This is a genomic window from Malacoplasma iowae (assembly GCF_900660615.1).
Lineage (GTDB): Bacteria > Bacillota_I > Bacilli_A > Mycoplasmatales > Mycoplasmoidaceae > Malacoplasma > Malacoplasma iowae.
Genome location: NZ_LR215023.1, coordinates 1,182,815 through 1,196,918, shown reverse-complemented (window position 1 = coordinate 1,196,918; position 14,104 = coordinate 1,182,815). Strand labels below are relative to the sequence as shown.

At 26.6% G+C, this 14,104-nt stretch carries 10 protein-coding genes; all 10 read left to right on the top strand.

The window, feature by feature from the left end; all coding sequences use genetic code 4:
* Positions 1-25: 25 nt before the first annotated feature.
* The 10 genes from EXC57_RS04790 to EXC57_RS04745 all read left to right on the top strand — a co-directional run bounded on the left by EXC57_RS04790 (position 26) and on the right by EXC57_RS04745 (position 13,842).
* The gene (locus EXC57_RS04790; protein WP_004025351.1) at positions 26-1,054 is read left to right on the top strand and encodes an ABC transporter permease; all 1,029 of its coding nucleotides are present in this window, start codon (positions 26-28) and stop codon (positions 1,052-1,054) included.
* Between the two features lie 6 nt (positions 1,055-1,060).
* On the top strand, positions 1,061-1,855 hold the full coding sequence (locus EXC57_RS04785) for an ABC transporter ATP-binding protein (protein WP_004025350.1): 795 nt from the start codon (positions 1,061-1,063) through the stop codon (positions 1,853-1,855).
* Positions 1,856-3,684: 1,829 nt separating this feature from the next.
* The gene (gene rpsL / locus EXC57_RS04780; protein WP_004025348.1) at positions 3,685-4,116 is read left to right on the top strand and encodes a 30S ribosomal protein S12; all 432 of its coding nucleotides are present in this window, start codon (positions 3,685-3,687) and stop codon (positions 4,114-4,116) included.
* Positions 4,117-4,129: 13 nt separating this feature from the next.
* Positions 4,130-4,597: a 30S ribosomal protein S7 gene (gene rpsG / locus EXC57_RS04775; protein ID WP_004025347.1), complete on the top strand. Its 468-nt coding sequence runs from the start codon at positions 4,130-4,132 to the stop codon at positions 4,595-4,597.
* Between the two features lie 12 nt (positions 4,598-4,609).
* Entirely contained in the window at positions 4,610-6,679 is a 2,070-nt protein-coding gene (gene fusA, locus EXC57_RS04770) for an elongation factor G (protein ID WP_004025346.1), read from the top strand.
* Positions 6,680-6,755: 76 nt separating this feature from the next.
* The gene (gene tuf / locus EXC57_RS04765; protein WP_004025345.1) at positions 6,756-7,940 is read left to right on the top strand and encodes an elongation factor Tu; all 1,185 of its coding nucleotides are present in this window, start codon (positions 6,756-6,758) and stop codon (positions 7,938-7,940) included.
* A gap of 151 nt (positions 7,941-8,091) precedes the next feature.
* On the top strand, positions 8,092-9,066 hold the full coding sequence (locus tag EXC57_RS04760; protein ID WP_129692514.1) for an IS30 family transposase: 975 nt from the start codon (positions 8,092-8,094) through the stop codon (positions 9,064-9,066).
* A 256-nt stretch (positions 9,067-9,322) separates the two neighbouring features.
* Positions 9,323-10,315, top strand: a complete 993-nt coding sequence (galE, locus tag EXC57_RS04755) for a UDP-glucose 4-epimerase GalE (RefSeq protein ID WP_129692706.1) — start codon at positions 9,323-9,325, stop codon at positions 10,313-10,315.
* Complete coding sequence (gene galK / locus EXC57_RS04750; RefSeq protein WP_129692705.1) at positions 10,272-11,462, top strand: galactokinase; 1,191 nt, start codon at positions 10,272-10,274, stop codon at positions 11,460-11,462. Before galE ends, galK begins: the two co-directional genes overlap by 44 nt.
* Positions 11,440-13,842 (top strand): aldose epimerase family protein, encoded by a 2,403-nt coding sequence (locus EXC57_RS04745; RefSeq protein ID WP_004025342.1) that lies wholly within the window; start codon positions 11,440-11,442, stop codon positions 13,840-13,842. The genes galK and EXC57_RS04745 overlap by 23 nt, the downstream gene beginning before the upstream one ends.
* The last annotated feature ends 262 nt before the right edge of the window (positions 13,843-14,104 follow it).

The following is a 14,104-nucleotide window of genomic DNA, read 5'->3' as shown; positions in this document are numbered from 1 at the left end:
TATTTAGCATAGTGAAAGGAGCAATATGAAGATACATAGAGATAATCGAATAAATTTTAAAAATTTATTTATCGGATGAAAACCATTATTCGGGTTAATCAATGAATCTTTCTGAAGAGGAATATTTGGACCATTTTTTGCATTTGTATTTCCAATAATATTCATTGCTATACTTGGGAGTGTGTTAGGTTATTCTCAACTTTTAGGTGGTGCATTGGCTATAGCACCAATGTCTATTACTACTACATCAATGCCAACTTTGATGTTTGAGTTTAAAAAATCTTCATTACTTAAAAGGATAGGGAGTACACCTATTAAAGCATCATCATTTTTGTGAGTAGCAATTTTATATTATTTAATGATCATATTCGCATCAATAGTTTGATGTATAGTATTCTCAATGTTAATGTTTGGTATCCCTCATTGAACAAGTGGTGAGGTTGTAGCAGAAGGAATTCAAAATGTTAAACCCGCTTTAATATCAATGAATTTTAGACAAACATTAGAAAATGTTAATTGAATTGGTTTTATCTGAGGTCAATTAATGTTAACTATAGTTGGATTGGTGTTTGGTATGATGCTTGTAGCAATTTTTAAATCAACACCAGCAATTCAAGCAATTGGTACTACTGTTTTAATTACTTCTCAATTTTTAACAGCAATGGTTTTACCAATTGGTACAGTAAGAGAAATAGAACCACTTTGATATTTGGGTTATGCTTTATCTCCATTTAAAGCACCAACTAATATGATATTAGAATCATGAAATGGAAATGTTCATTTACCATCAATGGAACAAATTGTTCCACCAGCTGCATCAATGTTTCAACAAGTGCCTGGTCAAATGCCAATAAAAGACATCAATATCTTTGATCATACAACTCAAGGTAACCCTTTTGATATATATAAAGAATATTGATACTTTAATAGTAGTGGTAAAAACATTTTAATTTTAGGTAAGGCTGAAAAAATAATAACTTTAATCTTACCATTTGTATGAATGGCTATCTTTGGTTTTGTTTCATTAAAATTCTTTAAATGAACAAGTAGGTAACATATTATGGAAAACAATAGTTTAAGTCACATCTTATCAGAATTTAAAAAAACCGAAGATAAAAACTATAATGATAAATTTATTATAGATAATAGCTCAAATAAAAAATCTTTAATTGAAACAAAAGAATTAACTAAAAAATATAAAGAACTTACTGTTATTAATAAATTAAATATAAATTTTTACGATGGCGAAAATGTTGCAGTTCTTGGTGGTAATGGTGCTGGTAAAACAACACTTATGGAAATGATAGCAGGTTTAAATAAACCTACATCTGGTTCAATTGATTATAAATATGATTATAAAAATTCTTTTTTAGAAAAAATAGGAATTCAATTTCAAGATTCATCATTCCCAAGAGGAATAAAGGTTAAAAGAGTTGTAAAATTTGTTAATGATATTTATGAAACAAATATTAGTAAAAGTGAGCTTGATGCAATGCTTGAAATATTTGGTATTAACAAATTTTATAACAAAAATGCTTCATCACTTTCTGGTGGTCAAAACCAAAGATTGAACTGTTTGCTTTCAATCTTACATAAACCATCAATTATAATTCTTGATGAACTTTCTACAGGGCTAGATATAACAATAAGAAACAAAATAAAAACTTTTATTAAAATGTATGCAAAAGAAAACAAAATGAATATTCTTCTAGTTAGTCATAACTTGGATGAAATTGAGTATTTAGCTGATAGAATAGTTCTTTTAAAAAATGGTGAAATATTTGTTGATGCCTCTAAAGAACAAGTGATTGAAAAATTTGGTAGCTTGCAAAACATGATTGAACTTTACATTTAAAAATAATATTTAATATGCATGGTATTTATACCATGCTTTTTTTGTCAATTTTTTATGATTTATTAGATTATGCTTATTTAAAACTAATATCTATTATTTGTAATTTAAAACTATGTTGGTATTTATTAGATTTATAAACTTATATTTTTAAGTACGATATTAGTAATACAGATATAATCCTATTTTTTGATAAATTATCTTTATAGAAAAAAAGTTTAAAATATTTTTTGGATTAAGTTACCTAAAAGAAACACTTTATTAAATCAATGCTAGAAGCTTATTTTGTTGAGATGATTGAATATTAAATAAATCATAAAAATTCTTAAGAAGTTTTTAGCATTTATAAAAAATAATAAAAAAAGAAAGATCATTTCTATATCAATGAAAAAAATTTAAATTTAATTTTAAGATGTTACCTATTTATATTTAAAGCAAAGATTATAAAAAAATGAGATGAACATATTTATAAAAGTGGATTAAATACTTTTTTACATTAAAAGAAATCTTTATAAAAATATACAAGATAATATTTATTATTTATCCAGAATAATTGTTTGATAAAATTTGATTTTCTTATTTACCTTTTGTTTAATAATTCAATATGTTGGAAGTGTTTCACTTTTTATATGTTTAGCAATTGGGGTTATTTATTTTATTATTAATCTTACAAAAAAAGTATGCAATACAATATTGAAAAGTGATAGTTTGTTTTCATTTGTTCATATACTTTTTACTATTTTTGCGCTTTCGCTATCGTTAAATATAGTACTTATAATAAATAAATTTTTATTACATAAAAGATATATGAGTTAACAAAAATTAACTTGATGTTAAATATAATTTCAAATTTATTCCACATTATGAAATTATTATAGATTCAATCATTTCTAAAAGATATTCAAATTCATATAGAAATTATCAATTAAATTGATGTTATGTTGAATTTCCATTTTGTTAAATAAATCAGAATAATACAAACAACTTTTGAGTTGTTAATATTCATGGTATTAAATTTAATAGTTTTTCTAGCATACTCTCAAAATCTATTTGGTATGATTTCAACAACTTACTTTCCGTTTGCAATGGGTTATCAGTTATTATCCGGAATTGCTTTATTAGTTACAGTTTTAGCTTGTGTGGTAACTTTATGGTTTTATATTATAAACATGAAAAATATTATGGATTTATTAGAGTTATCAAAAAAAAGAAATTTTAAAATATATATTTATTTCATGGGTTATGACAAGTAGTAGATATTCTAAAGCTTAATTATATTAGACGTGTATAAGTCTTTAAAATTACACAAAATAACAACAATAATAGAGTGTTGAGTGCGTATGATTTTATCACTAATTTTTAATAGGTGTGCTAATTTATATTAGCTTGCATCTTTTTTTAAACCTGTATTTTAAAATTGTTAATTATTTTTTTTAATTATCTTTAACTACCTTTTTTCATTTTATGTTTATGAAACATTCTCCTTATTTGCTTTCATAGATTTTCTATCCATATTATTTATTATTAACATTGATTTTTATGTGAAAATTTATTTTTATACAAAATTATTTAATCTTATTAAGTTCACATATTTTATATGTATACATTTATTTATTTTGAAATTATTGCTTTTGCCTCACAATGGTTCATCATTTAATCCTTAATAAATAAATTTATTAAATGAACTGAATCGCTTGAAACTAAGACAAACCAAGACAGTCAAGTTTTTATTTTTATTTTTGAAAACTTATAGTATAATATTTAACGAGTTATTTTTTTTATCCCAGTGATATGATACACTTGGATAAGTTGTAAAGAAAAGGAGACAAATAATGCCTACTATATCACAGTTAATTAGACATGATAGAAAAGACAAAGTAAAAAAATCTAAATCTCCTGCATTAAATTATTCTTACAATTCTTTAACTAAACAAAGAAAAGCTAACCCATCTCCATTCAAAAGAGGGGTTTGTACAAGAGTTGGTACAATGACACCTAAAAAACCAAACTCTGCGTTAAGAAAGTATGCAAAGGTTAGATTAACAAATAACTACGAAGTCTTGGCTTACATCCCTGGTGAAGGACATAACCTTCAAGAACACAGTGTTGTGTTAATCAAAGGGGGAAGAGTTAGAGACTTACCTGGTGTTAGATACCATATTATTAGAGGTACACTTGATACTTCTGGTGTAGATAAAAGAAGACAAGAAAGATCTGGTTATGGTGCTAAGAAACCTAAAGATAATGGACAAGGTAATAAATAAGGAGTAAGTTACTATGAGAAAAAATAGAGCAGAAAAAAGAAATGTGTTACCAGATCCTGTATATAACTCAAAATTAGTTACTAAAGCTATCAATGCAGTAATGCTAGATGGTAAAAAAGGTCTAGCTCAAAACATTGTTTATGATTCATTTAAATTAATTGAAACAAAAACAAAAGAAGAAGGTATTGAAGTGTTTAAAAAAGCTTTAAACAACATTATGCCTTCATTAGAATTAAGAGTTAGAAGAATTGCTGGGGCAAATTTCCAAGTTCCAACTCCAGTAAGTAAAGAAAGAAGACAAACACTTGGTTTAAGATGATTAATTCTTTCTGCAAGAAATAGAAATGAAAAATCAATGGTTGAAAAATTAGCAAACGAAATCATTGATGCTTCAAAAGGAACAGGAGCTTCTTTCAAGAAAAAAGAAGATACTCACAAAATGGCTGAAGCAAACAAAGCGTTTGCACACTTGAGATTTTAGAAAGGATACAACATGGCAAGAAAATTTGAATTAAGCAAGTTTAGAAATTTCGGTATCATGGCTCACATCGATGCTGGAAAAACTACTACTTCAGAAAGAGTTTTATTCCATGCTGGTAGAACACACAAAATTGGTGAGGTTCATGATGGTGGTGCCACTATGGACTGAATGGAACAAGAAAAAGAACGTGGTATTACTATTACATCAGCTGCAACTTATGTTACATGAAAGGGATTTGAACTTAACTTAATTGATACTCCTGGACACGTTGACTTTACAGTTGAAGTTGAAAGATCTTTAAGAGTTTTAGATGGTGCTGTAACTGTTCTTGACGCTCAAAATGGTGTTGAACCTCAAACTGAAACTGTTTGAAGACAAGCAAGTAAATATAAAGTTCCAAGAATTGTTTTTGTTAATAAAATGGACAAAACTGGTGCTGACTTTGAAATGTGTGCTAGATCTTTAAAAGAAAGATTATCAGCAATTGCTGTTCCAATCCAATATCCAATAGGAGCTGAAAGTAACTTTACAGGTATTATTGACTTAGTGCAAATGAAAGCATTTATTTTTGATGGTAAACCTGAAGAAAACTTTAAAGAAGATGTTATTCCAGCTAACTTAATGGATAAAGCAAAAGAATGAAGAACAAAAATGATTGAAGAAATAGTTAACTTTGATGATAAAGTAATGGAAAAATATTTAAATGGCGAAGAGCTAACTATTGATGAAATTAAGTCATGTATTAGAAAAGGTGTTTTAACAGCTGAATTCCATCCAATTGTTTGTGGTACTGCATTTAAAAACAAAGGGGTTAAATTATTATTAGATGCTGTTGTAGATTATCTTCCATCTCCAATTGATGTTCCTCCAATTAAAGGTCTTCTTAATGGAGAAGAAGTTGAAAGACACAATCAAGATGATGAACCTTTTGCAGCTTTAGCATTTAAAGTTGCAACAGATCCATTCGTTGGTAAGTTAACTTTCATTAGAGTATATTCTGGTGTTCTTCAAAAAGGATCATATGTTTTAAATTCTACTAAAGACGAAAAAGAAAGAGTTTCTCGTCTTGTAAAAATGCACTCTAATAATAGAGATGAAATCGATGAAATAAGAGCTGGTGATATTTGTGCTGTTGTTGGTTTAAAAAATACAACAACTGGTGATACACTTTGTGTTGAAAACTCACCAATAATATTAGAATCAATGAACTTTGCAGAACCTGTTATTTCATTAGCTGTTGAACCTAAAACAAAAGCTGATCAAGAAAAAATGGGTATTGCTTTAAGTAAATTAGCTGAAGAAGATCCAACATTTAGAACTTATACTGATGAAGAAACAAATCAAACAATTATTGCGGGTATGGGTGAATTACACTTAGACATTATTGTTGATAGATTGAGAAGAGAATTCAAGGTTGAAGTTGCTGTTGGTGCTCCTCAAGTTTCTTATAGAGAAACATTTACTCAAGAAGCTGATTCTGAAGGTAAATATATTAAACAATCAGGTGGTCGTGGTCAATATGGACACGTATTAATTAAATTTGAACCAAACGAAGAAAAAGGTTTTGAATTTGTTGATAAAATAGTTGGTGGTAAGATTCCAAAAGAATATATTAAACCAATTAAAGCTGGTTTAGAAGAAGCTTTAAAATCAGGTCCTTTAAGTGGATACCCAATGATTGATATTAAAGCTACATTATATGATGGTTCTTATCATGATGTTGACTCATCTGAAATGGCTTATAAAATTGCTGCTTCAATGGCTTTAAAAGAAGCTGCTAAAAAAGCAGGTGCAGTTCTTTTAGAACCAATTATGGGGGTTGAAGTTATTGTCCCTGAGCAATATTTTGGGGACACTATGGGTGACATTTCTTCTAGACGTGGAAACATCGAAGGAACTGAACAAAGAAATAATGTTCAAGTAATTAAAGCTAAAGTTCCATTAAAAGAAATGTTTGGATATGCAACTGATTTAAGATCTTTCACTCAAGGTCGTGGTAATTATACAATGCAATTTAGTCACTATGCTAAAGCGCCAAAATCAATTACTGAAGAAGTTGTTTCATCAAGAACAAAAAAATAAAAATAAAAATATAACAATAATATATAATTAATTATGCTTTATATATGTTTTTAATTAATTTAATAAGGAGATTAAAATGGCAAAAGCAAAATTTGATAGAAGTAAAGAACACGTTAACATTGGTACAATTGGACACATTGACCATGGTAAAACTACATTAACTGCAGCTTTATGTACATACCTTGCTAAAAAAGGTGGAGCTAAAGCTATGAAATATGATGAAATTGATAAAGCTCCAGAAGAAAAAGCAAGAGGTATTACTATTAATACTGCTCACGTTGAATATGAAACTGCTAAAAGACACTACGCTCACGTAGATTGTCCTGGTCACGCTGACTACGTTAAAAACATGATTACTGGTGCTGCTCAAATGGATGGGGCTATTCTAGTAGTTGCTGCTACTGATGGACCAATGCCTCAAACAAGAGAACACATCTTATTAGCTAGACAAGTAGGGGTTCCTAAAATCGTTGTTTTCTTAAACAAATGTGATATGGTAGATGACGAAGAAATGATCGGTCTAGTTGAAATGGAAATTAGAGAATTATTAAAATCTTATGGTTTTGATGGTGACAATGCTCCAATCATCAAAGGTTCAGCTTTAAAAGGTCTTGAAGGTGATGCTAAATGAGAAGCTAAATTAGATGAATTAATGGACGCTGTAGATAGCTACATCCCAGCTCCTGAAAGAGATACTGATAAACCTTTCTTATTAGCTGTTGAAGACGTTATGACAATTACAGGTCGTGGTACTGTTGTAACTGGTAGAGTTGAAAGAGGTACTTTAAAATTAAACGATGAAGTAGAAATCGTTGGTATTAAAGATACTAGAAAAGCTGTAGTTACTGGTATGGAAATGTTTAGAAAACAATTAGATGAAGTTAGAGCTGGTGACAACGCTGGTTTATTATTAAGAGGTATTAACAGAGACGAAGTTGAAAGAGGACAAGTATTAGCTAAACCTGGTTCAATTAAACCTCATTCAGAATTCGAAGCTCAAATCTATGCTCTTAAAAAAGAAGAAGGTGGAAGACACACCCCATTTGTTAATGGATATAGACCACAATTCTACTTCAGAACTACTGACGTTACTGGTGCTATTGAATTACCAAAAGGTACAGAAATGATTATGCCTGGTGACAACTCAACTATTACTGTTAAATTAATTAGCCCAATCGCTATTGAAGATGGTTCTAAATTCTCTATTAGAGAAGGTGGAAGAACTGTTGGTGCTGGTACAGTTACAAAAATTATTAAATAATTTAATTAGCTTTATAAATTATAAAGATAACCTAAACATGGTTATCGCTCGACTGACATGTGAAGTGCAACACTCGAAAAAGAGTGTGCACTTCATTTGTTTTGTTTGTAAGTGTTCACTAATAAAAAGATAATGAATATTAGGAGTGCTTATGAAAACTTATAAACATTTAACAAAAGAAGAAAGATGCTTAATTTATTTTCTTTGAAATAAAGAAAAATATTCTATGAATAAGATTGCAAAAATCTTAAATAAAAACAAATCAACAATATCAAGAGAATTAAAAAGAAACACATCTTCAACAGGAATTTATTATTCATCAAATGCTCACAAAAAATACATTAGAAGAAAATCAAATTGTCATATGTTTTTTATGTTGAAGTACAAAAACTTCACAGATCTTTTTATTCAAAAATTTAATCCTAAATCTCATGGTGTAGAAGCTACAATTTTTTGAATAAAAGAAAACTATCCATTAGTTAAAGTTCCAAGTGCTAGGCAAGTATTTAGATGAATCAATAGCAAGATTTGAAAGATACAAAGAAGAGATTGTTTAAGAAGAAAATATGTTAAAGGAAAAAGAAGAAAAATAGGTATATTTTCTAAAATTGATGGAAAATACTGCATTCCTTATAGTCTAAGACCAGAAAAGATAAACAAAAGAAAAGAATTTGGACATTGAGAAGCTGATCTAATAGTTAGTAAAAGGCAAAGTGGTTATTACCACTTATTAACATTAGTAGAAAGAAAAACAAGGTTGGCAATTATTAGAAAAATAAAAGGTAAAAACGCTAGATCAATGATGGCTAAAATGTATACCATTATTCGAGATGAAAAACTCCCAATAAAAAGCATCACTGTTGATAATGGGTTAGAGTTTCAAATGATGGGAATAACTGCAAAACAATTCAACTTTAAAGTTTATTATTGCCAACCTTATTCTTCATTCCAAAGAGGGTCCAACGAGAACATAAATGGGATAGTTAGAAGATGATATAAAAAAGGAACTGACTTCAGTTTAGTAAGTGAAGATAAAATAAAAACTCTTGAATGAAAAGTAAACAACATCCCAAGAAAAATGTTTGGTTATAAAACAGCTTACCAAATGTATCAAGAAAATATTTAAAACAAAAAACTCTCAACTTATATTTCAAAGTCGAGAGTTTAATGTAACATTGAAGTGTTGCACTTCACATGTCAGTTAGGGGATAACCTAAACATGGTTATCTTTTTTTATTATTTATTAAACTATAGTTTTAAATTAAGATTTTTATTTTATTTATTGATTAAGTATTGAAAAAAATAATTAATATTTTTTAAGTTAAAAATTCATTCATTAATTTTAAAATAATATTTAGGATATTAATTTTTGTGGAGTATTTATGAAAATTATGGTAACTGGAGGAGCTGGATATATAGGCTCTCACACAGTTTATGAATTAATTGATAAAGGATATGATGTTGTTGTGGTTGATAATCTTTCCAAAGGTTTTGAATCAAACATACACCCAAAAGCTAAATTTTATAAAGTTGATTTAAGGGATAAAGAAAACTTAATTAAAGTTTTTGAAAAAGAAAAAGATATTAAAGCAATTATGCACTTTGCTGGTTCAATTGTTGTACCAGAATCTGTGCTAAAACCATTAGAGTATTTTGATAATAATTTACATTCTGTAGAAATATTATTATCTGTAATGAATTTGTATAATGTTAAGACATTTATTTTTTCTTCAACTGCTGCAGTTCATGGTGAACCAAAAAAAGTTCCCATTTTAGAAAGTGATGAAAAAGCACCAATTAACCCATATGGAGAAAGTAAGTTAGCAGCTGAAGCTTTAATTAGAGGTTGAGCTAATGCATACAATGGTAATTTTGTTATATTTAGATATTTTAATGTTGCAGGAACTCATCCTAGTGGAAATATTGGAATTAAGGGAAAGGTTTTAACACATCTTGTCCCAGTAGTTATTGATACTGCATTAGATCAATCAAAAACTATGAATATTTTCGGTGATGATTATGAAACAAAAGATGGATCTTGTATCAGGGATTTTATCCATGTTGTTGATTTAGCCCAAGCACATGTAATAGGACTTGAGTGATCAATGAAAAACAATAAATCTGATATTTTTAATTTAGGTTCTTCAACTGGTTTTAGTGTTTTAGAAGTTTTGCAAGAAGCAAAAAAAACCTTAAAGATAGATATTAAATCAAAAATTGTTGGCAGAAGAGATGGTGATCCAGCAATACTAACAGCTTCAACTGATAAAGTTAAAAAAGTATTGAATTGAGAAACAAAAATATCTTTGTCTGAAATAATTAGAAGTGAATATGAATTTAGGAGAAAATGAAATGGACAATCAAATAAAAAATAATTTAAAAAATTTATTTGAGCAAACCTATAACAAAAAACCTGAATTATATGTTTTATCACCATCTAGAATTAATATAATTGGAGAACACATAGATTATCTTGGTGGTAATGTATTTCCAGGAAACATAAATTTATATATCAAAGCGGCTTTTTGTAAATCTGATTCTATTCAAGTTTTTTCTACAAGTTTTAAAGAGGATAATATTAGAAAAGTTGATATTCAAGATAATTTTAAGTTTAATAAAGATTATTCATTTTTAAATTATGTTTTAGGCTGTTATCAAACACTGGTTAACCATAATTATAAAATTGCTGGTTTTTGTTTGGTTGTAGATTCAGAAATCCCAACTTCATCAGGGTTATCATCATCAGCATCATTTGGAATTATGGTTTTAAAAGAAATTACTAAACTTTATGGTTATGATGTGCCACCAGTAGAATTAGCAAAAATATTTAAAGAAGTTGAAAATAATTTCATGAATTTAAAAAATGGAATTATGGATCAATTTGTTATTGCTAATGGGAAGAAAAATAATTTCATGTTGCTTAATACCTCAACACTTGATTATAAAAATTATGAATTTGATTTAAAAAACTATAACTTTTTAGTTATCAATTCTAAAAAACCAAGAAATTTAATTGAATCAAAGTACAATGAAAGAGTTTATGAAACAACAAAAGCACTAGAACAAATTAATAAAAAATATGATTATAAAAACTTATGTTCAATCCCAATAACTGAAATTAATAATGTTTTAAATTTAATTGATGATGAAACGCTTAGAAAAAGAGCTAAATACGCAATCGAAGAACAAGAAAGAGTTAAACAATTTATAAATAATCTTATTTCAAATAATTTTCAAGAATGTGGAAAAATTTTAAATAATGCTCATCTTGCATTAAAAAACGATTATGAAGTTTCTTGTAAAGAATTAGATTTTGTAAATGAAGTTGGTAATTCCATTGATGGAGTATTAGGAATTAGAATGACAGGTGCAGGATTTGGTGGTTGCTTAATTGCTTTAATTGATAAAAAATCAAACGAAATTTTCAAAAAAACAATTATTGATAAATACAAAAATGAATTTGGTTATCCATGTGAAGTTTATGAAATAGAGGTTGTAAATGGTACTAGTTGCTTTAAATAAAATTACAAATCGTTTTTTAAATGAGAACATAATTTCTTTAGCTAAAGCTAAAGATATTTTTAATTTTATAAAACAAGAACTTAATATTGATTCAAATCAAAAATTTATTTTTGATAAAAATATAAAAACAAATTATAAAGAACACTTCTTTGATATTGATGTTATTAGACAACATTTAGCATCAACAAATCAGCTTTCAAATCAAGAAATAGAAAATAAAATAAACTATTTAATGTCTTTGTTTTTAACAGATCAAAAAAAATTAAATAAAATTTTGTCAGATAACAATCCCTTTGAATATTTAAAAAAAATTTCGCTTTTAAGCTATTACATCAAAAAAGATAAAAATGATAAAAACCTAATTTGGAACCATAAATCAAAATATGGGAATATGAGAATATCAATTAATAAAGCAAAACCTGAAAAAACAATTGATGAAATAAAAAAAGCTAGAGAAGCTGTTCAAATAAACAATAAAGATGAACCAAAGTGTCCTATATGTATAGAAAACATAGGTTATAAAGGAAATGCTTCAAAAGATTCAAGAGAGAATTTAAGAGTTTATTTTATAGATTTTCCAAATAATCAAAAGTGGTTTTTACAATATTCACCATATGCTTATTTAAATGATCACTTTGTCATTAATAATATCAATCATCAACCAATGAAAATAAGTTTTCAAACTGTTGATAACTTACTAGATTTTGTAGATAAAAATCCATTATATTTTTTAGGTTCAAATGCCGATTTACCAATTGTTGGTGGGTCATTATTAAGTCACGACCATTATCAGGGCGGAAAAGATAAATTACCATTAATGAATGCTAAAACTATTAGAAAAATAAAAGTGTCAAATGAGACGTATATTCATCAATTAAATTGACCTTTGAATGCAATAAAAATTGTGTCTAATAATAAAGAAGAAACAGCATGCATTGCAAAATATATAATAAACAATTGAAAACATTTTCAAAACAAAAAGCTAGTTAACAAAGATAATAATTCATCAACATTAATAGTTAACAAAATTAATGATAAATTTCATTTCTATATAATATTAAGAAACAATTCTGTTTCCCAAAATAGACCTTTTGGTAATTTTCATTTTCATCAAGACAAATTTAATATTAAACAAGAAAATATTGGATTAATGGAAGCAGCAGGTCTTGCAATATTGCCGGTAAGGTTGGAATCTGAACTTTTACAAATTGTGAACATTTTAAATACCAATAATATTGATGAAATTAAAAATCACAAATCTTTGTCAAAACATTATGAATGAGTAAATTCTTTGTTGAGTAAAAATAAAAAAATTGATGAAAAAAATATTTTTAAATATGCATCAGATGTTTTTGTAAACGGACTTGAAGATTGTAAGGTACTTTCTAAAAAGGAATTTGAATTATTTTTAAATAATTTATTTTTGAATCAAGATATTTCTTTAATCAATAAAAACAAATTGAAAATTGTAATTAATAAAATTGGCTTTTCATTTAAAGAAATATCGTTAAAAGAAAAGAACTATTTACTACAATATGAAAATAGTTTTTCATATTATTCTAATTCTATTTTATTAAACTCTTTTGTAGGACCAATAGCTGGTAGAGTAGAAAATAAATCATTGAATTTTAATGATCAAATTTATGACTTACCACTTGATGAAAAAAATAACTATCTTCATTCAAATGGATCAAATTTATCACATTTAGTATTTAATTTTTCAAACATTAAAAAAGATAAAATGTTTCTATCGTTTAATGCTTATAAAGATATATATGTAAAAGAACTAGATACTTTTTATAAAGTAAAAATCAACTTTAAACTGTTAAACCATACAAACAAAATGGTTATTACATACAACGTTTTGTCAAATAAAAAAAGTTATTTTGCTAACCCAACACAACACTTTTATTTTCAATTACCAAGTGATGAAAATATAAATGATTATTTAATAAATATTGATCATAATGATTCTTTTTATAATTTATCTAAAAATATGAACCCATTATTAATCAAAAATATTAAATTAAAAAATGAGTTTAATTCTATTTGGTCAATAAGTAATGAATTAAATGAAGAACAACACAAAATAGTTGGCGGCTATATTGACCATCCTTTTAAAAGCAATAAAGATAAAATAATTTTAAAAAACAATTATTCACAAATAATATTAAAATCTGAAATAAAAGATTTTGTTATTTACACCCACAATTTTGCTTCTTATGAAAAAGTTATTAGCACAACAAAAAAGCAAAATAATCTTGGTGTTTGTGTTGAATTCCAAAAAACTCCTATTTCAATTAATTTAAATAACTCTTCTGAAATAAAATATGAATTGGAAAAACCATACAAAAATAAAATTGAAATTGAAATTAATTAAAACATTGGTCCAACCAATGTTTTTTTAATATCTAATAATTTAAATATATAATTTCTGTTTATCTAACTTACTATTTTGTTTATAAAAACAAAATATTTATATAAAAAAACAAATAAACTATTTTAATTAGAATTTACAGCAAACTAAACTTATATATATAAATTTGTGGTTCATATAATATAATTTATATGTATTGGTTTAAATGTTGCCAATATCAAAAATTCTTATCGTAACGATTTCAATATCTTAAGGAGGAGATATC